This window comes from Enterococcus mundtii, from assembly GCF_002813755.1.
Lineage (GTDB): Bacteria > Bacillota > Bacilli > Lactobacillales > Enterococcaceae > Enterococcus_B > Enterococcus_B mundtii.
Map to the genome: position 1 here is coordinate 3,187,728 of NZ_CP018061.1, position 21,107 is coordinate 3,208,834.

At 38.7% G+C, this 21,107-nt stretch carries 16 protein-coding genes; 15 read left to right on the forward strand and 1 reads right to left on the reverse strand.

Features of this window, described 5'->3' with window-relative positions; all coding sequences use genetic code 11:
* Positions 1-5 precede the first annotated feature (5 nt).
* The 12 genes from EM4838_RS14880 to EM4838_RS14935 all read left to right on the forward strand — a co-directional run bounded on the left by EM4838_RS14880 (position 6) and on the right by EM4838_RS14935 (position 17,341).
* Positions 6-920, forward strand: a complete 915-nt coding sequence (locus EM4838_RS14880) for an ABC transporter permease (RefSeq protein ID WP_010734434.1) — start codon at positions 6-8, stop codon at positions 918-920.
* Between the two features lie 25 nt (positions 921-945).
* Entirely contained in the window at positions 946-2,727 is a 1,782-nt protein-coding gene (locus EM4838_RS14885) for an oligopeptide ABC transporter substrate-binding protein (protein WP_071867771.1), read from the forward strand.
* Positions 2,728-3,037: 310 nt separating this feature from the next.
* Positions 3,038-3,421, forward strand: a complete 384-nt coding sequence (locus EM4838_RS14890) for a hypothetical protein (protein ID WP_071867770.1) — start codon at positions 3,038-3,040, stop codon at positions 3,419-3,421.
* Between the two features lie 171 nt (positions 3,422-3,592).
* A complete protein-coding gene (locus EM4838_RS14895; RefSeq protein WP_071867769.1) occupies positions 3,593-5,563 on the forward strand; it encodes a DUF1430 domain-containing protein in 1,971 nt (656 codons plus the stop codon).
* Positions 5,556-6,179, forward strand: a complete 624-nt coding sequence (locus tag EM4838_RS14900; protein ID WP_071867768.1) for an ATP-binding cassette domain-containing protein — start codon at positions 5,556-5,558, stop codon at positions 6,177-6,179. Before EM4838_RS14895 ends, EM4838_RS14900 begins: the two co-directional genes overlap by 8 nt.
* A gap of 201 nt (positions 6,180-6,380) precedes the next feature.
* The gene (gene rnc / locus EM4838_RS14905; RefSeq protein ID WP_010734427.1) at positions 6,381-7,073 is read left to right on the forward strand and encodes a ribonuclease III; all 693 of its coding nucleotides are present in this window, start codon (positions 6,381-6,383) and stop codon (positions 7,071-7,073) included.
* A 12-nt stretch (positions 7,074-7,085) separates the two neighbouring features.
* Positions 7,086-10,667 carry a chromosome segregation protein SMC gene (gene smc / locus EM4838_RS14910; protein ID WP_071867767.1) on the forward strand — a complete coding sequence of 1,194 codons (3,582 nt, stop codon included), beginning with the start codon at positions 7,086-7,088 and terminating at the stop codon, positions 10,665-10,667.
* Positions 10,668-10,675: 8 nt separating this feature from the next.
* Positions 10,676-11,485 (forward strand): Cof-type HAD-IIB family hydrolase, encoded by an 810-nt coding sequence (locus EM4838_RS14915; RefSeq protein WP_071867766.1) that lies wholly within the window; start codon positions 10,676-10,678, stop codon positions 11,483-11,485.
* A 12-nt stretch (positions 11,486-11,497) separates the two neighbouring features.
* The gene (gene ftsY / locus EM4838_RS14920) at positions 11,498-12,496 is read left to right on the forward strand and encodes a signal recognition particle-docking protein FtsY (protein WP_071867765.1); all 999 of its coding nucleotides are present in this window, start codon (positions 11,498-11,500) and stop codon (positions 12,494-12,496) included.
* Positions 12,497-12,893: 397 nt separating this feature from the next.
* Entirely contained in the window at positions 12,894-15,176 is a 2,283-nt protein-coding gene (gene gshAB / locus EM4838_RS14925; RefSeq protein WP_071867764.1) for a bifunctional glutamate--cysteine ligase GshA/glutathione synthetase GshB, read from the forward strand.
* Between the two features lie 352 nt (positions 15,177-15,528).
* Positions 15,529-17,013, forward strand: coding sequence for an LXG domain-containing protein (locus EM4838_RS14930; RefSeq protein WP_233433745.1), 1,485 nt, complete (start codon positions 15,529-15,531; stop codon positions 17,011-17,013).
* 13 nt (positions 17,014-17,026) lie between these two features.
* Positions 17,027-17,341 carry a hypothetical protein gene (locus EM4838_RS14935; protein WP_071868051.1) on the forward strand — a complete coding sequence of 105 codons (315 nt, stop codon included), beginning with the start codon at positions 17,027-17,029 and terminating at the stop codon, positions 17,339-17,341.
* A 279-nt stretch (positions 17,342-17,620) separates the two neighbouring features.
* Here the strand turns inward: EM4838_RS14935 and EM4838_RS14940 are convergent, their stop codons facing one another.
* Positions 17,621-18,061 (reverse strand): YueI family protein, encoded by a 441-nt coding sequence (locus EM4838_RS14940; protein WP_071868050.1) that lies wholly within the window; start codon positions 18,059-18,061, stop codon positions 17,621-17,623.
* A gap of 383 nt (positions 18,062-18,444) precedes the next feature.
* Here EM4838_RS14940 and EM4838_RS14945 point away from each other — a divergent pair, with 383 nt between their 5' ends.
* From EM4838_RS14945 to EM4838_RS14955, 3 genes are read left to right on the forward strand one after another with little or no spacing between them, the layout of a single operon-like run.
* Entirely contained in the window at positions 18,445-19,395 is a 951-nt protein-coding gene (locus EM4838_RS14945) for an ABC transporter permease (RefSeq protein ID WP_071868049.1), read from the forward strand.
* Positions 19,388-20,347, forward strand: a complete 960-nt coding sequence (locus EM4838_RS14950) for an iron chelate uptake ABC transporter family permease subunit (protein ID WP_071868048.1) — start codon at positions 19,388-19,390, stop codon at positions 20,345-20,347. Before EM4838_RS14945 ends, EM4838_RS14950 begins: the two co-directional genes overlap by 8 nt.
* On the forward strand, positions 20,344-21,099 hold the full coding sequence (locus EM4838_RS14955; protein ID WP_071868047.1) for an iron ABC transporter ATP-binding protein: 756 nt from the start codon (positions 20,344-20,346) through the stop codon (positions 21,097-21,099). The genes EM4838_RS14950 and EM4838_RS14955 overlap by 4 nt, the downstream gene beginning before the upstream one ends.
* The last annotated feature ends 8 nt before the right edge of the window (positions 21,100-21,107 follow it).

The window sequence follows — 21,107 nt, forward strand, 5'->3', positions numbered from 1 at the left end:
CGATCATGAGTGATAAAAACAAAGAAGTTGCGCAAGAAAGTATCCCACCAATGGGTATACGAATGATTGCACGAGAATTTAAAAAAGATAAAGTAGCCATTTTTTCACTGGCTTTGTTAGTTGTTTTACTATTAGTTATTTTTATCGGGGCGATCTTTATTGACCAAGATAAAGTAATGTTTGTTAGTATTTTTGATAAGTATGCTGAACCTGGCGCCATCTCTTCTCAAGGATCAAAATTTCTTTTAGGAGCAGATGAAGGTGGACGTGATGTCTTCGGTCAATTGATCATCGGAGCAAGAAACTCTGTGATGATCGGTTTTGCTATCACGATCATTACGTCGATCATCGGAGTAGGGCTTGGAATCCTTTCAGGTTTTTATGGTGGGATCATTGACAACGTATTGATGCGTATTGTTGATTTTATTATGATTTTACCGATCATGTTGATCATTATCGTGTTTGTTTCGATCATTTCGCGTTATAACGTTTGGTCATTTATTTTTATCATGAGTGCATTTTATTGGGTAGCTAAAGCCCGATTATTCAGAAGTAAGACGTTATCAGAAGCTAGACGTGATTATGTCAGTGCTTCAAAAACGATGGGAACAAGTGATTTCAAAATCATGTTCCGTGAAATCATGCCAAACCTTAGTTCATTGATCATCACCAACTTAACAATGAACTTTGCGGCAAATATTGGGATCGAGACCACTTTGACTTTCTTAGGCTTTGGATTGCCAGCTAATGTACCTAGTTTAGGAACATTGATCGGTTATGCAAGTAACGGTGAAGTTTTAGTGAATCGACAATGGATTTGGTTACCCGCGTCAATTCTAATTTTAGTGTTGATGTTGAGTATAAACTACGTTGGACAAGCATTTAAGCGTTCTGCAGATGCGCGTCAACGTTTAGGATAAGAGAAGTGAAGGGGGAAAATAGGATATGAAGAAAACGATTTTTGGATTTGTCACACTGCTATCTGTGGGAGCATTAGCAGCGTGTGGAAATGGCGGCGGAACTAGCTCGTCAGGTAATAATTCAGCAGATAATGGGGATAACAGTGAATTGACTTTCCCATTAGCAACAACGAATAATGATGAAGCAATCGAAGACGGTGAGTTAAATGTTGCAGTCGCAACAGACAGTCAATTCAAAGGATTATTCCAATGGGAATTTTACCAAGATGCCTTTGATGCAGCGTTTATGGCGCCTTCACATGAACCATTATTTACAAATGATGACAACTTCACGATCACAAACGATGGTGCAGCCTCATTAGAATTAGACGAAGATGCGAAAACAGCGACAATCACACTTAAAGACAACGTAAAATGGTCTGATGGTGTCGATGTCACAGCAGATGATGTTATTTTCCCTTATGAAATCATCGGTAACTCTGAATACACTGGTATCCGTTACGATGATACATTCCGTAATATCGTTGGTATGGAAGAATATAACAGCGGTAGTGCAGATACGATTTCTGGAATTACAAAAGTAGATGACAAAACTGTTAAAATCGAATATAAAGAAATGAACCCAAGCATGCTTCAAGCAGGTGGTGGTATTTGGACATATGCAGCGCCAAAACACACACTTGAAGGAATTGCTATCAAAGACATGGAATCAAGTGATCAAGTCCGTAAGAACCCTGTGACATTTGGTCCTTACTATATGAGTAACATCGTTGCTGGTGAATCAGTAGAGTTCTTACCAAATGAATACTACTGGAATGGTACACCACAATTGAAGAAAATCACAATGAAATCATTACCAACAGCAAGTGCAACAGAAGCATTGAATTCAAAATTGTATGATATGATTTTCCAAATGCCAACAGATACTTACGAAACATACCAAGATATCGCTGGCTATACGAATCTAGGACGTCAGCAAACTTCATACACTTACTTAGGTTTCAAACTAGGTAAATGGGATGCTGAAAGTGGAAGTGTTGAATATGATCCAAACTCAAAAATGGCTGACAAATCATTACGTCAAGCAATGGGTTACGCTTTAGACAACACTGCAGTAGGTGAACGTTTCTATGCTGGTTTAAGAAGCAATGCGACTTCATTGATTCCACCAGTATTTGAAAGTTTCCACGATGCAGATCTAAAAGGCTTCACACAAGATATTGATAAAGCCAACAAATTATTGGATGATGCAGGATATAAAGATGTTGATGGCGATGGTATCCGTGAAGACAAAGATGGTAACAAGTTGACAATCAACTTTGCGTCAATGTCAGGTGGCGAAACAGCGCAACCATTAGCAGATTACTACGTACAACAATGGAAAGAAATCGGTTTAGATGTTCAATATACAACAGGCCGTCTGATCGAATTCAACTCATTCTATGATCGTTTAGAAAATGATGATCCAGAAATCGACATCTACCAAGCAGCTTGGAACACAGGAACAGATCCAAACCCAAGTGGACTATGGGGGGCAAATGCAGCGTTCAACTACACTCGTTATGAGTCAGAAGAAAACACAAAATTGATCAATGATATCAATTCAAGTGCAGCATTTGATGCAGATTACCAAAAAGAAGCTTACAAAAAATGGCAAGAATACGCATTTGAAGAAGCTTTTGCTATTCCAACATTGTTCCGTAACGAAGTATTACCAGTAAACGACCGCGTTAAAGATTGGAATTGGGCATATGATGCTGTCAATCCATGGGCTGTTGTATCTGTAACTTCAGATTCACGTTCATAATCAATCATTAAATGATAAAACCGAATCAGTTCGAGATAGGATTCTCCTATTCTCGGCTGGCTCGGTTTTTTTTATAAGTAGGTCTGTGAAAGTTTTATCACCATCAATCATTAATACATAACAAATAAACTATGGGTGTTTTTTAATTAGGAAAAACGAGGAAATATTTGTTTTTTTAGAATGAAAAACATATAATAAATATGAAAATAAATGAAATGAAAGAGAGGGGAGGGTGTGATTCATATAAATACTTACTTTATCGAGATTTTGAAATGCTAAATCAAAAATAAAACGTACAAAGGAGAATTTTATGAAAAACAAAAAATTAGTTGTTAGTGTTATTGGAACTGTTGCTGCTATAGGAGTATTTGTCTCAACCGATCAAGTAAGTGCGTCAGAAATGAATGAACCTTTGATCATATCAAACTATGCAAATATATTTGATATGGATATTGTGCAAGAACAAGCAGTAATGATTCAGCCGAAAATCACAATGGATACATTTTATGGCGGAGTAACCGGTATTCCTGGATTTGGTACAGTATGGGGAGAATTTACGCCATCTAGTAGAAGAGTCACAGTTCAGGCGAAGGGAACAAAAACTGTTAATGTCACAGGAGGACCTAGAGTAGAAGTAAGAGCAGAAGCTCCACGTGCATTTACGGGAAATACCTCTGGATGGTGGTGGGCATAGAGATTTAAGAACCTAAGACAAAATTTTTATACAGTATTACCCGAGCTATATAGAGATTACTGCTACGGTCAGGTTGTTGCTAGAAGTCAACAATCTCTTCAGTGATATCTCAAATACAGTTCGGGTATTTGAATATTTGAAAACATGTTTTAGGTGCTTTTTTCTTTCATTATGAAAAAAATCTATCGAGGGTTATTTATAGTTACAGTGTTAAGTTTCCTTTATGCCATTTCTTTTATCGGAAATGAAGGAATCAAGAGTGCTATCCCAAATGCTCATTCGGGCATTGTAATTGAAGAAGCGAGTGGAACGATTGAGGAAATCAATCAAAAAATTTCTGCTTATGCAAAAAAACATGAAATTGCTATACATAAACTGGTTTTTAGAATTGGCGCTTCTGGTGAGACGACAAAGGAAATTTATACCTTTGACAAGGTGGAACGTTCGGAATACTCTTTTCCACCTATAAAATCGGATGTTGCCACCTATTTTTATGATTACACAGAGATGCAGCATCAAGATGTGTTGGGGACTTATATTGTAACAGAAGCCCCTCCATCTGGAATGATCGCTGATTTTCATGATCAAGGAATCAAATTGGAGATTGAAGAGATAAAATGGTTTCAGTTATTGACGGCGGGTTTATTAATGAGTATTGGACAACTCTTCTTTATTCTATTTTTCTTTGTGATTTTAGCTTTACTGTTTTATAAAGCTTCCCTTCGCAAGAAAATTGGTGTGATTGAGATGTTAGGACATCGTTGGCTGATAGTGTCCGTCAAGGATAGTTTCATTGATAGTGTGATTTTTACTCTCTTGATGGTTGCTTTTTCTTGGTGGTTTCCACAATTACAGTTTCTTTATCGACCGATTTTTTTCTGGGGTCATTTAATGATTTGGGTTCTTCAATTATTTACGAGTGGGATTATTTTCTCGTTCGGTACGATTTCAGATAAGATAAAAGGAAAGAAACCTTACCGATTATTATTTAGTTTGAACCTTTTATTAAAGATCATCATCTTCACGTTTGTTACGGTGCAAGCCAGTACATTATCAAATAAAGTAATGGAGACGCGTGAACTTGAACAGCAGCTCTCCCAATGGACAAGAGTTCCTGACTATTATCACTTGGCATTTAGTAGAGACACCAATCTACTTGTAAACCCGGCAGAAAGTAAAGACGTGCGAAAGAAAGCACAAGCGCCAATCAATTCACGGTTGCTTCCCTTGTTGGAAAAATCAGAACAGTCAGGTGGAATTTTTCTAAGGGACAATGAACTTGGTCATAGTAGTCCGACACTAAATTATATTCAAAATGACGCTTTTTGGTTAAGTAACCATCATGCCGTACAAGAATTGGCTATCAAGGATGCGGATGGTCAATTGATTGACTCATTAGATGATTCTTTTTTCTATCTTCTTATTCCTGAAAATAAGCGAATGTATACAGAAATGATCATTCCAGAAGCCGAGGCTGAACTTGATTTTTATCAAAATTCTTTTGAGTACGAAACGAAAGCATACGAAGGCGAGTTAAAAATTCTTTATACTCAAGCAAACCAAGTCCTTTTTAACTATAACTTCCAACCCTATGAAAAAACTTTTTCTTCCAATCCAATTATCGTTTCCATGTCATTGCCATTGATCCAACCAAATATCGAAATATGGATACAGGATATTTCAAATGGGACTTACTTGTTTCGAGACCCTCAACTTGTCCAAGAATTTATTAAAGAAAATCATATGGAACATGATTTTTATGGCTTGATTGCTGTAAAAGATAGCATCAATCAATCTCTTATGGGGGTGAAACGTGAATATTATACAACCCTTAGTATTTTGTTCTTGATCCTTATTGGCTTTGTTTTTATTCAAGTCTATTTGAGTTTACTGTATGTGGAAATGAATAAGAAAAAACTGTTTCTCAAATATATTGCTGGTTGGACTCTGCTACAGAGGCATCACAGATATTATGAAATAATATTAGGCATTTCTACCTTTGTTGCGTTGATCTTGCTACTCATCAACCATGCTTGGTGGCAGATTTTGATTCTATTACTATTATTTGAATTATGTATCCTTTTATTCACTACGTATTTATCAGAAAAAAGAAAACGTCTGGAGGTGATCAAATATGATTGAAGCCAAAGAAATCACTAAAAAGTATAAAGGAAAAGTGATTTTTGAAAACGTATCTTTACATGTAGAGACTGGTTCAATAACTGTGATCACGGGAAGTAGTGGTGTAGGGAAAACGACGTTACTGAACTGCTTAGGACAACTGGAGCCAATTGATTCTGGTGAAATATGGATAGACAATCAAATTCTTCACCGTAAAAGTAAAAAACGTTTCTTTCGTGAGTATGCAGGATTTTTATTTCAGAACTTTGCATTGATCGATAATGAAACGGTCAAGCAAAATTTACAGTTAGTAGTAAAAAAAGAGGAAAAAATGATTGCTGCGCTCCGCAAGTTCCAAATGGAAGACTCATTGCACCAAAAAGTATTTCGTTTAAGCGGTGGTGAGCAACAACGAGTAGCTTTAGCTCGCTTGTTTTTGCAACCCCCTAAAATTGTTTTTGCAGATGAGCCCACTGCCTCTTTGGATAAAGGAAATCGGCAACTTGTGATCGAAGCATTGAAAGAATTGAATGAGCATGGAGTGACGATTGTCTTAGTCACCCATGATTTAGATTTGGCAGAACAACTAGGTGGGCAAGTTGATATGAATGAACTGATAAGCAGGAATAAGCTGTGAGAGGTAAAACTGAACTACGAATAGAGGATAAGCTATATTTTAACGAATTTCTTATCTTTTATTCGTAGTTTTTTTTTAAAGATGATTTTTCAACATGGTTTATAAAGCTTTTCATACCTTTTGTCTCAACCATTTCATATTTTATAAAAAACCAGTATAATAAGGAAGTATTGAAAAAATAGCCATAAAGGAATGTGGGAAATGGACAATCAGCTAACAAAAGAATTGAAAGAAAAGTATAGCATCGTTTTTCACGATTTAAACTTACTTGAACAAGCTTTTACCCATTCATCCTATGTGAATGAGCATCGCAATTTGCAACTATCCGATAACGAACGTCTTGAGTTTTTAGGAGATGCTGTATTAGAGTTAATGGTTTCTGAATATCTGTATCGTTTGTATCCAGATATCCCAGAAGGAAAATTGACCAAAACTCGTGCAGCTATCGTGCGTGAAGATAGTTTGTCCAAATTTGCCAAGGAATGTCGTTTTGACCAGTACATCCTGTTAGGAAAAGGTGAGGAGAACTCAGGCGGACGAACCCGTCCAGCGCTTCTTTGTGATCTGTTTGAAGCCTTTTTAGGAGCGTTATACCTTGATCAAGGATTTGACGCAGCACATGCGTTTATTGAAACGGTGATTTTTCCGAAGGTACGTGCCGGTGCTTTTTCCCATGAGATGGATCATAAAACAAGATTACAAGAAGTATTGCAAAAAGCAGGAGACGTGTTGATCGAATATCGTTTGATCAATGAAGAAGGTCCAGCACACGAACGTATTTTTTGGATCGAAGTATACGTTGATGATCGGTTGATTGGAACTGGACAAGGAAAATCGAAAAAACTAGCAGAACAAGCTGCTGCTGAGAATGCTTTAGCAGCACTAAGTAAGTGAGGGAAAGACTTCGTGTATTTAAAACGCATTGAAATAGCCGGCTTTAAATCATTTGCAGATAAAACAATCATTGAGTTTGAAAATAGTGTCACAGCGGTCGTTGGACCAAACGGTAGCGGGAAAAGTAATATTACCGAGGCCATCCGTTGGGTACTAGGAGAACAGTCTGCGAAAAGCCTTCGTGGTGGGAAAATGCCGGATATTATTTTTGCCGGTTCTGATTCCCGTAAACAATTGAATGTCGCTGAAGTAACCGTCGTATTAGACAACTCTGATCATTACTTGCCACTAGAGTATAGTGAGATCAGTGTGACACGTCGTTACCGTCGAACAGGTGAAAGCGACTTTTTCATCAATAAACAACCTTGCCGTTTGAAAGACATCCAAGAATTATTTATGGATTCTGGCTTAGGGAAAGAATCATTTTCGATCATCTCTCAAGGAAAAGTCGAAGCGATTTTTAGTAGTAAGCCAGAAGACCGACGAGGGATTTTTGAAGAAGCAGCTGGAGTCTTGAAATACAAACAGCGCAAGAAAAAGGCGGAGCAAAAGCTTTTTGAAACAGAGGATAATCTAAGCCGTGTCCAAGATATCATCTATGAACTTGAAGAGCAATTAACTCCTTTGGCCGCCCAGAGTGAGGCTGCGAAGGAGTTTTTACGATTAAAAGAAACATTGACTAACACAGATATCTCTTTGATGATTGCTGAAATCAAAGCGGCAAAAAAAGAGTGGGATGAACGACAAATACAATTAGATCAGTTCAACCAATCACTAACGTCCTTAACGACACAGATCCAAACAAAGGAACAGTTATTAGCCGACAAACGTAAACAAAATAACCAGGCCGACCGTATGATCGAAAAAAATCAACAAACGTTATTAGCGTTGTCAGAAAAATTAAAGCAAACAGAAGGACAAAAAGAAGTATTACTTGAGCGAACGAAGCATACCCAAAAGAGCTCAAAAGAATACCAAGCTTCTTTAACTGAAGTGCAAGAAAAAGTGGCTCATTTTGAAGAATTACAAGCGACTTTGACACAAGAAGTTAGTCAAAAAGAAGCAGAGATCCAACAGGCTGAAAAAGCACTGATGAGTACGCAACAAGAATTGGAGAAATACCAAAAATCAACAAAAGAATTGTTGGCAGAATTGCGCGATCAGTATGTCGATTTAATGCAAGAACAAGCAACTGTCGGCAATGAATTGAAGTACTTGGAGCGTCAATATGTCCAAGAGACATCTAAAAGTCAGCAAACACTAGCCAAACAATCGGAAGTGGAAGCGAATGTTGCGGAAATGTCCGCTAAGCAAATCGAGTTGACAGAGCGACATGAAAAGCTACAACAAGCTTTGAATGAGGTCAAAGCGTCACTTGAACTTGTGCAAACAAAAGGAAAACAAGCACAAGAGCGCTTGGCAAAAGAACAGCCTAAAATGTATCAACTGATGAACCAAGTCCAACAATTGCGGGCACGTCAGAAAAGTTTACAAGAAATCCAAGAAAATTACTTTGGCTTCTATCAAGGTGTACGTTTGATCTTGCAACAAAAACAACGTCTTTCAGGTATCGTTGGAGCGGTTGCTGAATTGATCGATGTTCCAGCTGATTATACATTGGCAATCGAAACAGCTTTGGGTGGTTCAGCGCAACATGTCATTGTTGAAAATGAAGGTGATGCACGTCAAGCGATCACTTATCTGAAACAACAAAAAGGCGGACGAGCAACGTTTTTACCATTAACGACAATCAAACCTCGTCAATTACCTGCACATATTTTTGCACAAGCGCAAACAGTTGACGGGTTTATTGGGATCGCTAGCGAACAAGTGACTTATCCCGAACAGATCCAGACAATCGTTCACAATCTATTAGGGACGATTCTATTAGCAAAAGACTTAGCAAGTGCCAATGCCATTGCCCAACAAATTCGTTACCAGTATCGTGTGGTCTCGTTAGAAGGTGATGTCATGAATGCCGGTGGTTCAATGACTGGTGGGGCGACGAAGCGAGGCAATCAAGGAAGTTTGTTTGCACAAAATCAAGAATTAAAACAATTGACTAGTGAGTTTCAACAAGCCGATCAGGAATTGCAAAGTCAAGAAAAGAAAGTCCAAGCATTGCAACAAGAAGTCACGGTTTTGGCAGAAGAACAAGAACTTCTGCGGACACAAGGAGAACAGTTACGCTTTGAAGAACAAGAAGTAGCAAATCAACGACAAAATGTGGCCAACGAACTCACTCGTTTTGAAAAAGAACAGCAAATCTCAAGTTATGAAACGCGTGAACTGCAACAATTCATGGAGAATTACCAAAAACAACAGGCAGAGCTTTTAGCAAAACAGCAAGAACTAGAAGTACAACGCCAAGCGATCGATGCTGAAATCAGTTCATTGAGTCAAGAAAGTGACAAGATGGAAGAACGTCGCGCGCAGATCCAGGAAAAACAAGCACAGGAGCAAGCCTCATTAGCCGTATTGAAAGAGCAATACAATCACTTACAGATCCAACTACGTGGCGCACGTGTACAAAAAAATGAGGCATTAGCCAAACAAGAAGGACTAGAACAACAACTGCATGCATTGACTGCGGACTTCTCTGATCACGAACTGACAGAAGAAAGCTTAGATCAACGAATCGCTGATTTAGCGACAGAAAGAGATCGCTTAAAAGCTTCTCTAGAAGACGCCAAACAGTCACGTGAAGAAATGCAAACGACCATCGATGCGTTGGATGCCGACCTATTAGCTGAAAACCGTAAACAAAAAGAACTTTTGACAGAGCAGTCACAGTTAGAGGTCCAAAAGAATCGTGCGGAAATGATTTTGGATAATCATTTGAATTATCTTCAAACGGAGTATCAGATGAATTATGAAAAAGCCTGTGAATCTTATGAAGAAACAACGGATGTAGCGAACAGCCGGGTAGAAGTTGCTTCGTTGAAACAACAAATCGATCGTTTAGGCCCAGTAAATCTGAACGCCATTGAGCAGTATGAGCAAGTGAATGAACGTCATACCTTTTTGGCTGCGCAACGGGATGACTTATTATCGGCTAAGGATCAATTATTTGAAACAATGGATGAAATGGACGATGAGGTACGGACTCGTTTCAAAGAAGTTTTTGAAGCAATCCGCCAAGAATTCAAAATCGTTTTCCCAAACATGTTTGGTGGCGGTCGCGCAGAGCTTGTGTTGACTGATCCGACTGATTTGTTGCAGACAGGGATTGAAATCGAAGTTCAGCCTCCAGGTAAAAAACTACAAAGTTTAAGTTTACTTTCAGGAGGAGAACGTGCATTGACTGCTATTGCGTTGCTCTTTTCGATTATTCGTGTCTGCCCTGTACCGTTTTGTATCCTTGATGAGGTCGAAGCTGCGCTAGATGAAGCCAATGTCAAACGCTTTGGTCGCTATCTCAGCGAGTTCCAAGACGATATACAGTTTATTGTGGTGACGCATCGTAAAGGGACGATGGTTGCTGCGAATGTCTTATACGGTGTGACCATGCAAGAGTCTGGGGTTTCAAAAATCGTCTCTGTCCGTATGGAAGACATCAATGAAGAAGGAAGAATGAGTGAAACGAAAGTGTAGGGGACGAAATGATCAAATTAATCGCTATCGATTTAGACGGAACACTATTGAACGAAGAAAAGAAAATCTCATCTGAGAATAAACAAGCTTTGGCTCAAGCAAAAGCACAAGGGGTAAAAATCGTTTTATGCACGGGGCGTCCGTTAGCAGCGATGGCTCACTATTTACAAGAATTAGGTTTAGTCGAAGAAGGCGATTATAGCATTACCTTCAACGGTGGCTTAGTCCAAAAGAACGATACAGGTGAAATCATTGAGAAAAAAGCGATGTCTGTGTCTGATATCCATCGTCTTTATGCGTTGGCACAAGAACTAGACTTGCCGTTAGACGTCTTATCAGATAATGTCGTCTTGCAATTACCTAGTGCGCCTCAAAAGCAATCGTTGTACAATGTATTAAACAACTTATTGCAATTCCAACCAGCAGTACTAGCTGATATCACAGATGAGTTTGTGTTGAACAAAGCAGTCATTGCCTATGAGCAAGACGAACTAGATGCAAAAATCAAGGAGATTCCAAGCGCTTATTATGAATCGTATGAGATTATCAAAACGCGCAATGTTTTATTAGAATTTATGCCAAAAGGCGTCACTAAGGCATATGGCATTTCTTTATTAGCAAAAGATTTAGGACTTGAACGTAGTGAGATCATGGCAATCGGAGATGAGGAAAATGATCTACCGATGATCGAATACGCAGGACTTGGTGTAGCCATGGAAAATGCGGTACCTTTTGTCAAAGAAGCCGCTGATCATGTCACGGCAAGTAACATCGAACATGGGGTAGCAAAAGCGATCCAACAATTTGTTTTAGTGTAAAGGAGGTATACTATGGGATTTTTTGATAAGATCAAACGAGCCTTTACTGGTGAAGAAGCACCAGAAGAAGTAGAAGTACAAGAGAAATATGATAAGGGTCTAGAAAAGACCCGTAAAACGTTCGGTGAACGAATGAATGAACTGTTTGCGAATTTCCGTACGGTCGATGAAGATTTCTTCGAAGAATTAGAAGAAACATTGATCGGTGCAGATGTCGGCTTTGAAACAGCCATCAAGATCACTGAAGCGTTACGCCAAGAAGTGAAGCTAAGAAATGCCAAGAAACCAGCTGAGATCCAAAATGCGATCATCGAAAAATTAGTTGAGCTTTATGAGCAAGAAGGCATCGATGAAGTCAATACATTGAACCTCCAAGAAGAAGGATTGACAGTGATCCTCTTTGTTGGTGTCAATGGTGTAGGAAAGACGACGAGTATCGGTAAATTAGCACATCAATACAAAACGGAAGGCAAAAAGGTATTGTTAGCCGCAGCAGATACCTTCCGTGCGGGTGCGATCGATCAGTTAGTTGTTTGGGGAGAACGTGCAGAAGTTGAAGTGGTTCGAGGCAAAGCTGGTGGTGATCCTGCGGCAGTCGTTTACGATGCCATCGAAAAAGCCAAAGAAAAACAAGCAGATATTTTACTTGTTGATACAGCTGGACGTCTGCAAAACAAAGTCAATTTGATGAACGAATTAGAGAAGATCAAACGTGTGATCCAACGAGAATTACCAGAAGCACCACATGAGATCTTACTTGTGTTAGATGCGACGACAGGGCAAAATGCCATGGTCCAAGCGAAACAGTTCAAAGAAACCTCTGATGTAACAGGGCTAGTTTTAACAAAATTAGACGGTACAGCTAAAGGTGGAATCGTCTTAGCCATTCGTAATGAATTGCACCTGCCGGTCAAACTTGTTGGTTTGGGTGAGGGAATCGATGATTTAGAAGCTTTTGATCCAAATGACTTTGTCATCGGTCTATTTAAAGGCTTATTGAAAGAAGAATAAACAGTATATGAGCATAAGTTCATCTAAAGAGCTTGTAACAAAGGTGTTCAACTTCAAGAAATAAAAAAGAAGCCACGGAAATCGTTCTTTAAATTTCCGTGGTTTTCCCTTTATTTTTGAAGAGGTTCCGTTTGTTTCAGGCTCTTTTTTCTCTTTCCAATGGACTAGCGATATTTAAGGAACAATATTTTGAGTATAAATCAAAAATGAACCAGCGATTTTTTTGACTGTCCTGTCTGGCTATGTGCTATCTTATTGTTCAGTTTGGAGTCATTTTCCTACAATATCAGCTGTTTTTTTAAAAAAACACCCCTTTTTTCTCATTTTCAAACAATTTCATTCTTTTTCTTGGCGGTTTTTACTATAATGAAACATATGAATTGGAGGACATTTAACCATGAACTATAAAGAATTATTACTGCATCCTCGTTCACTACCGTTCATTAGTCAAGCTCGTTTTGGGGTTGAACGTGAAGGGCAACGTGTGAACTTCTCTGGAAAGTTGGCAACAACCGATCATCCTGAGATTTTTGGGGATCGTACGTATCATCCATACATCCAGACAGATTTCAGTGAAACTCAAGTCGAATTGATTACTCCGGTCACGGATTCTATCAACGAACTTTTTAAATACTTGGAAGCAATCTACGACGTTGCTTCACGCTCAATGGCAGATGATGAAATGATCTGGCCTTTGAGCATGCCTCCGGCTTTACCTGAAAAAGACGAAGAGATTATGATCGCGAAGCTTTCTAATTTTGAAGATGTCTTGTATCGTCGTTATTTAGCAAAGGAATATGGCAAACGCAAGCAAATGGTCAGTGGCATCCATTTCAACTTTGAGTTTGGTGATGATCTTTTACAATCCTTGTTTGTACAACAAACAGAGTTTACCGACTTTGCAGCATTTAAAACAGAATTATATTTTAAAACAGCACAGAACTTCTTGCGTTATCGTTGGTTGATCACTTATTTGTTTGGGGCGTCACCTCTAAGTGAAGACCACTATTTTGTCGGCAAGCCAGCACCAGCAGAACCGGTACGCAGTATTCGTAATAGTTCCTATGGTTATACGAACCATCCGAATGTCAAAGTATCCTATGCGTCAATGCAACAATATTTAACCGATATTGAAAAAATGGTGGAAGAAGGCAAGTTATCCGAAGAAAAGGAATTCTATGCACCAATCCGTTTTCGTGGTGGAAAACGTGTAGCTGATTTAGCAAAATCAGGTATTCGCTATATTGAACTGAGAAATATTGATTTAAATCCTTACGCACGTGTAGGGATCAGTCAAGCACAAGTTCAGTTTTTACAATCGTTCTTAATGTATATGCTATGGATGGAACATGACGTAGCAGTCGATGCATGGGTCGAAGAAGGCGAGCAGCGAAATGAACACGTGTCGTTAGAAAACCCTATGGATCAAACTGCTTTTTATGATGAAGGAATGCTACTTCTTCAAGGAATGAAAGAGATGCTTGTAGCTTTAGGACAATCCGAACGCCTACCATTGATCGATGACATGATCGCACAATTGGATGAACCACGTGAAACATTGGCAGGCAAGATTTATCAGCAAGCACAACAAACAAGCCAACATGACTTTGCTTATACTTTAGGAAAACAGTATGAAGAAGAAAGTCATGAACGTTCGTATCAATTAGCGGGATTTCGTGACATGGAACTGTCGACACAGATTCTGATGTTTGATGCGATCCAAAAGGGCATCGAAGTAAAGGTCATAGATGAATCAGATCAATTTTTACGTCTACAGCATCAAGAGCATATCGAATATGTGAAAAATGCCAATATGACAAGTAAAGACAGCTACATTGTGCCATTGATCATGGAAAATAAAACAGTCACTAAAAAAGTGCTAAAAGAGGCCGGATTCCGTGTACCTGAAGGAGCCGAATTTACTTCAATCGAAGAGGCTTTGAACGCGTATCCACGATTTGCAGAACAAGCCTTTGTTATTAAACCTAAATCGACAAATTATGGGTTAGGGATCACGATCTTCAAAGAAGGAGCATCTTTAGAAGATTACCAGGCGGGTTTAGCAATCGCTTTTCGTGAAGATACTTCTGTACTAGTTGAAGCATTCATGCCTGGAACAGAATATCGCTTCTTTGTGATCGATGGGCAAGTAAAAGCGATCTTACTTCGTATTCCTGCCAATGTTGTGGGTGACGGAAAACGGACGGTGGAAGAACTTGTCGCTGAAAAAAACCTAGATCCATTAAGAGGCAGTCACCATCGTGCACCATTGGAATTGATTCAGTTAGGTGAACTTGAGCAGTTGATGTTAAAAGAGCAAGGACTAACCATCCATTCTGTACCTGAAAAAGATCAAATCGTGTATTTACGCGAAAATTCCAATATCAGTACAGGTGGCGATTCAATCGACGTAACAGATGAATTTTCCGAAGCATATAAACAAATTGCCCAACAAGCGGTAGAAGCCTTAGGCGCAAAAATCAGTGGGATCGATTTGATCATTCCTGATAAAGATATTGATCCTCAAACAGATGACCAAGCCTATGGCATCATCGAAGCGAACTTCAATCCAGCAATGCACATGCACGTCTATCCATTTGCTGGCCAAGGCAGAAGACTGACAATGAATGTCTTAGAGCTGTTGTATCCTGAAGTGATCAGCACACCAAAAAAGAACTAAAATAAGTCGTGAATAAGGGCTGTATCAAAAGTATTCAGCCACATTTAGCAACTTGATCCAAAAACAGCTTATCTGTTTGGATCAAGTTGCTTATTTTTTGAAATAATTACTACTGAGCACTGCTTATAGTCTAGGAGTGAAGGTATGACGAGTCGTCCAATCTCTACGATTAAAAAAGACAAAGGAGTACGACAAACTTGATAAAATTAGGTAACAACACCTATCTAATCGAACTTTCATCTTATAGATAGCAATGGTTTGTTATAATGTTTTGTGAAAGCGTTTTAAAAATGTAAGGAGGAATTTTTAGAGAAAGTAGTAAATAGACCAATATATATAAGGAGAACAACATATGAGTATTGAGATGTACCTGTCCGATTCTTTAGCCCAAGCTACGAGTGCCAGCCACTTCTGCCAAAAACAAGTCACTGATTACCAAAATCTCCAACAAGCCATCACTCAATTCACTTTACAAACGCCCAATCTCCAAGGGAAAACCTACGACGCTGCGAAAGCCTATTTTTCCCAAGTACTTTACCCACTCGTGCAAGGAGGAATCTTACTCTCCGAAGCGGTCGAAAAAGCAGCAAAACGATTTCCACAGGAATACATAAATCAAGTTGATTCCATCAGCTTGAAACAATCCGAATTAGAAGCACAGATTCGCCAAATGAATCAGTATATCACTCAAGCCGAGGGAATAAGACAATTGCTTCTTTCACCTTATATGCCAGAAGAACATCAAAGCTTTCAACTCAGTCAGAATACGTTGTTACTCACGATGTATCATGATTTGAAACACAAACTGGAAGAAAAACTCCAAAAACTCTTAGCTTACAACCAAAGCTCCGCGCAATTTTTTACAGAAATCAAAAGTCTCGAACAAGCAGTCAATCAAGGACTTGCTCAAACGAAAACTGCTTGGAATAGCCAAACGAAAACATTCTCTATGCCAAAAGATTTGTCCTGGACAACTACGATCCAAGACAAATGGCAACAAGCAGACAACGAGAAAAAAGGCATCGATCCAACTAAAAACAAAGAACTAGAAAAGTACAACGTCTATGCTCTCATTATTCACGATAACGAGGGCAACCCACGTGTCTTTTGGAAAATCGAAGACAAGCAATCAGGCTACGGCATCGTGAATCCCGAGCTGTATCAATATGTCACGAAAGTAGGTCACTACTTAGACCCTGAACTGATCCAATTCATGACGTACGATACCTACCAAGAGAAAGTCAATGCAGCATGGCGTCAAGGTGTCAATTACGAAACCGGCGAAAAACTAGACCCACTCTTAGGCAGTATCGTCTCTACCTCGCAATACGTTAAAGACGGCTACACATGGATCAACGAATCCGAACTCGGTCAAGCCTTAATGGTCTTAGGCTTTACTTACGCCTCATACAAAGTATTGACGACTACTGGTGTGAAGCAGGTGGAGAATGGTAAGATTGAGGAGGCGAGTGGGTGGGATATTGATAAGTCATCTTGGAGTTTAAATAGAGAAGGTGCAAATATAAATGGCCGTAAATACTCTAGCCATGCTCTAGAAAGAATGGCACCTGATATACCAGAAGTTAGAGCACAATTGAATATTAGAGCACAAAAAATCGCAAAAAATATGGGATATATTCCTGGAACAAATGAGTATAGTGATTTCATAAAAAAATATGTACAGCCAAGGAATATTCCGCCATCAGTAATCGAAAATGCTATATCCAAGGGTGTGAAAACCCGTGGAAATCAAATAAATACATGGAAGTTAGAAACTAGTGATGTTACAGTAATAATTAATGATTTGGGATTAGTAATTACAGTGATTCCTAAGTAAGGGAGATAAGAAAATGAAATATGATGAGTTAGAATTGATGGAGCTTTTCCTATCAGAAGGTGAGAGTATAACTGATAATATAGGTGATGGTAATATCATGTATAAAATTTCCCGAGGTGATTTTAAGCTGAAAATCTTTATAAGGACTTATGAAAACCAAATCAGTGTATTTTTGACTTATAAAGAAGCAGATGTTTTTTATGGAGATTTTTACAATATTACAGAACTAAAAAAGAAAGACATGTATCTAAAGATTTTTAAAGAAAATCAGGAAATTGTAGAACTTTGTTTTGGGATGATGCTTTCAGTGAGTGTTAGCAATCAATAATTGTATGACAAAGGCACATATTTTAAATAGTTCATGATAAATCAAAATATGTGGAAACTACCTAGGAATGGAGCAAAAAATTGAAACTATTGAACCAATGAAACTACAAATCGTAAAAAATTAAAAACTTAATAACTTAATAACGATTGTAATAAACAAAAAAATCATCCACATTACTAGATTTATCTAGTTTGTGAATGATTTTTGTTTTGCTAGAGGAGCATCCGAACGCTGACAAGTTTTGATTAGAAACTCAAAAATTTAGTTTGCCTTTTGAAATCACTTGAATAATCGGTCCCAAAAGCTTTTTTTCTTGGGTACTTCTTCCTCTTGCTTCGTTGGATATTTTTCTTCTACATCGATCACAGGTTCATTCACTGCTTCTTTGCTTGCGATCAGTAGACCAATACTTTCCGGATCTTCGGAAACATGATCGTTTACAACCGTGAATTTCGTTTGATTTTTCGTTGCCAATTGGATGTATTGATTCTGGATATCCAGGGGTAAGGTCCCGTTTATCAGAATAAATGCTTCTGGTCGTTTCTCTAGTTCTTGTAGGAACTTTTCTTTATTTGTCGGCTCATTCATTTCAGCAACGGTCATACTGAGGTAGCAACGTTCACGAAAGGTACCTAGGTATTTATGCTGTTCTTCTGGGTTGACCAAGGGCGTGCCATACATTCCTTTGTCCAAATGATTTTTCAATTCATCTGATGCCATCCAATTTCCTCCTTTGTTGTTTTAAGTCATTATAACATAGAGGTTGTGACAGAAGCATTTTGACCTGATCAGTAAGCTAGAAAATTGAAAAATAGTTTTTCATATTTTGTCATTTTCTAGCTTAGTGTTGAAGGTTAGCTTTTGGATCACCGTGTAGCCAGGTGGTGAGAAAGTCGTTTAGCTCCAAGCATTAAGGCAGAAATTGAGAAATAGCTTCCCACATTTTTAAGGTCAGAAACAAAAATGAATTTTATTTTTGTATCGTACACGTATTCTAAAATTTATAGGGATTGCTCTTATTTCATTAAAAAACGGTTGCTTTTGTTCAATGCTTCACTTAGAATAAGAATGAGAATCATTCTCAGTTAGCGAGGTAAAGGGAAATGCGCGTGGGTCGCTTGATGGTTTTTTTAGTTATTTTAAGTATATGTTCGCTATTTATTGGCGTGTCTCGAGTGGAATTCATGGAGATTATCCGATTTGAAGGACAGAGTATGCAATTGTTGTTGGCGACACGTTTTCCGCGAACGATTTGTTTAGTACTGGTAGGGGCAACGAGTAGTATTTGTGGGTTGATCATGCAACATCTGACTCAAAATAAATTTGTTTCACCAACGACAGCTGGCACGATGGATAGTGCGAGATTGGGTATCTTAGTGGTGATGCTCTTTTTACCGAATGCTTCTTTGTGGATTCGTTCAGCAACTGCATTTTTATTTGCGTTTGCAGGTACGCTCTTATTTTTATCTTTTGCACGATTTTTTCCACAAAAAAATCAGCTGATGTTACCATTGATCGGCGTGATGCTAGGAAATATTATCGGCTCTGCTGCAACATTTTTCGCCTATCAGTTTCAGTTAGTACAAAACATGTCTTCATGGCTACAAGGAAATTTTGCAACAGTCATGCGGGGAAATTATGAATTATTGTATGTAACGATTCCTTTATTACTTATCTTATCTTTTTTTGCCTATCAATTTACGATCGTAGGCTTAGGTGAATCGTTCGCAGTGAATTTAGGGATGAATTATCGCAACATGCAACTACTAGGGATTGGTCTTGTTTCTTTAGCCAGTGCGATCACTTTGATCATGGTTGGGACGATTCCTTTCTTGGGAGTGATCATTCCAAATATCACAGCAAAGCTCTATGGGGATCAGGTACATAAAACGTTAGGAATTACCGCCATTTTTGGTAGTATCTTTTTGCTTATCTGTGACATGATCGCTCGTCTTGTGATTTTTCCTTATGAAATCCCAGTCAGCGTCATCGTAGGGATCATCGGTGGTTTGATTTTCCTTTACTTGTTAGTAAGGGGGCGCAAACATGGGTAAAAAGATCACTGGTCTATTTTTTATTTTGTCTCTACTCGTGATTGGTGTGACGATTGGTTATTTGACCATCAATACGTATGGTAATTGGGCATTTGCATGGGCCTTACGAAGCAAAAAAATCATGGCGTTCATTTTAGTGGCACTCGCGACGAGCAGTGCGACCGTTAGTTTCCAAACGATTACCCAAAATCAATTTTTGACACCTTCTGTGTTAGGGCTCGATTCCCTCTATGTACTTGTTCAAACCCTCCTCTTTTTCTTGATTGGTGGGGTGACGATGCTTCAGCAAACAGGCACAGGCTTTTTCTTAGTCAACGTGGCATTGATGGTTGGCTTAAGCCAGTTATTATTTTTCTTTTTATTACGAAAAGAAGCTCCTAACTTATTCTTATTATTGATGACTGGGATGATTTTAGGGACACTTTTCAATAGTATCAGTACGTTTTTACAAGTGGTGATGGACCCGAATGAATATGATTTGTTGCAAGGGAAGTTGTTTGCTAGCTTCGGTAATGTCCAGACTGCCTACCTCCTACCTGCTGCATTGTTGATTGGCTGTTGTTGGGTGTTCCTTTTTTATAAAAGACATTTTCTGGATGTCTTTCATCTAGGGAAGGATCAAGCAACGAACCTTGGGATTGAGACAGAGCGTTTTCAATTTTCTATTCTTTGTTGTGTCAGCTTGTTGACAGGAACAGCCACTGCTTTGGTGGGACCAATCACCTTTCTTGGATTTATTGTCGCAAACGTCAGCTATCGTTTGTTTGCAACGTATCGTCATGGTGTTTTACTATTAGGAAGTTTTTTGATTGCTTTCTTGTTTTTGACTGGGGGACAATTGATCGTTGAGCAAGTGTTTGGGTGGAACACGACGGTCAGTGTGGTTGTAGAGTTCACAGGGGGTATTTACTTTATTACAAAATTGATTCGAGAAAGGAAGGAACTGGGATGATCAATTTGAATAGTGTCAAGAAGTCTTACCAAGGAAAAACGGTCGTCGAGGCCTTGCAATTGGAAATCTCGGATCAACAATTGACAGCCTTCATCGGTCCAAACGGCGCAGGAAAGTCAACCGTTCTTTCTATGATCAGTCGTTTGATTCCTAAAGATGCAGGTGAGATCTACTTGGATCACAATGAAGTAAAAGCTTGGAAGTCCAAAGAGATGGCAAAAAAACTAGCTATTTTGAAACAATCCAATGAGGTCAGTATGAAAATCACAGTCGAAGAGCTTGTATCGTTCGGGCGTTTTCCTTATTCGAAAGGAAAGTTGACAACGAAAGACCATCAGATCATCGAAGAATCACTCCAACACCTAGGGTTGGAAGAACTGAAGGACCAAACAATCGACACGCTTTCTGGGGGACAATTGCAACGAGCGTATATTGCGATGGTCCTTGCGCAAGATACTGATTACATTTTGCTGGATGAACCACTCAATAATCTCGATATGAATTTTGCGGTACAGATCATGCAAATTTTAAAACGTCTTGTACAAGAATTAGGAAAAACGATCGTCATTGTGTTACACGATATCAACTTTGCAGCGAGTTACGCAGATGAAATCGTCGCAATGAAACAAGGAAAGTTATTTAGACAAGGCAAAACAAACGACATTATCAAAAAAGAAGTACTAGATCAATTATACGAAATGGACATTCGAATCTGTGAAATCGAAGGACGCAGATTATGTCTTTATTTCTAAAAACTACG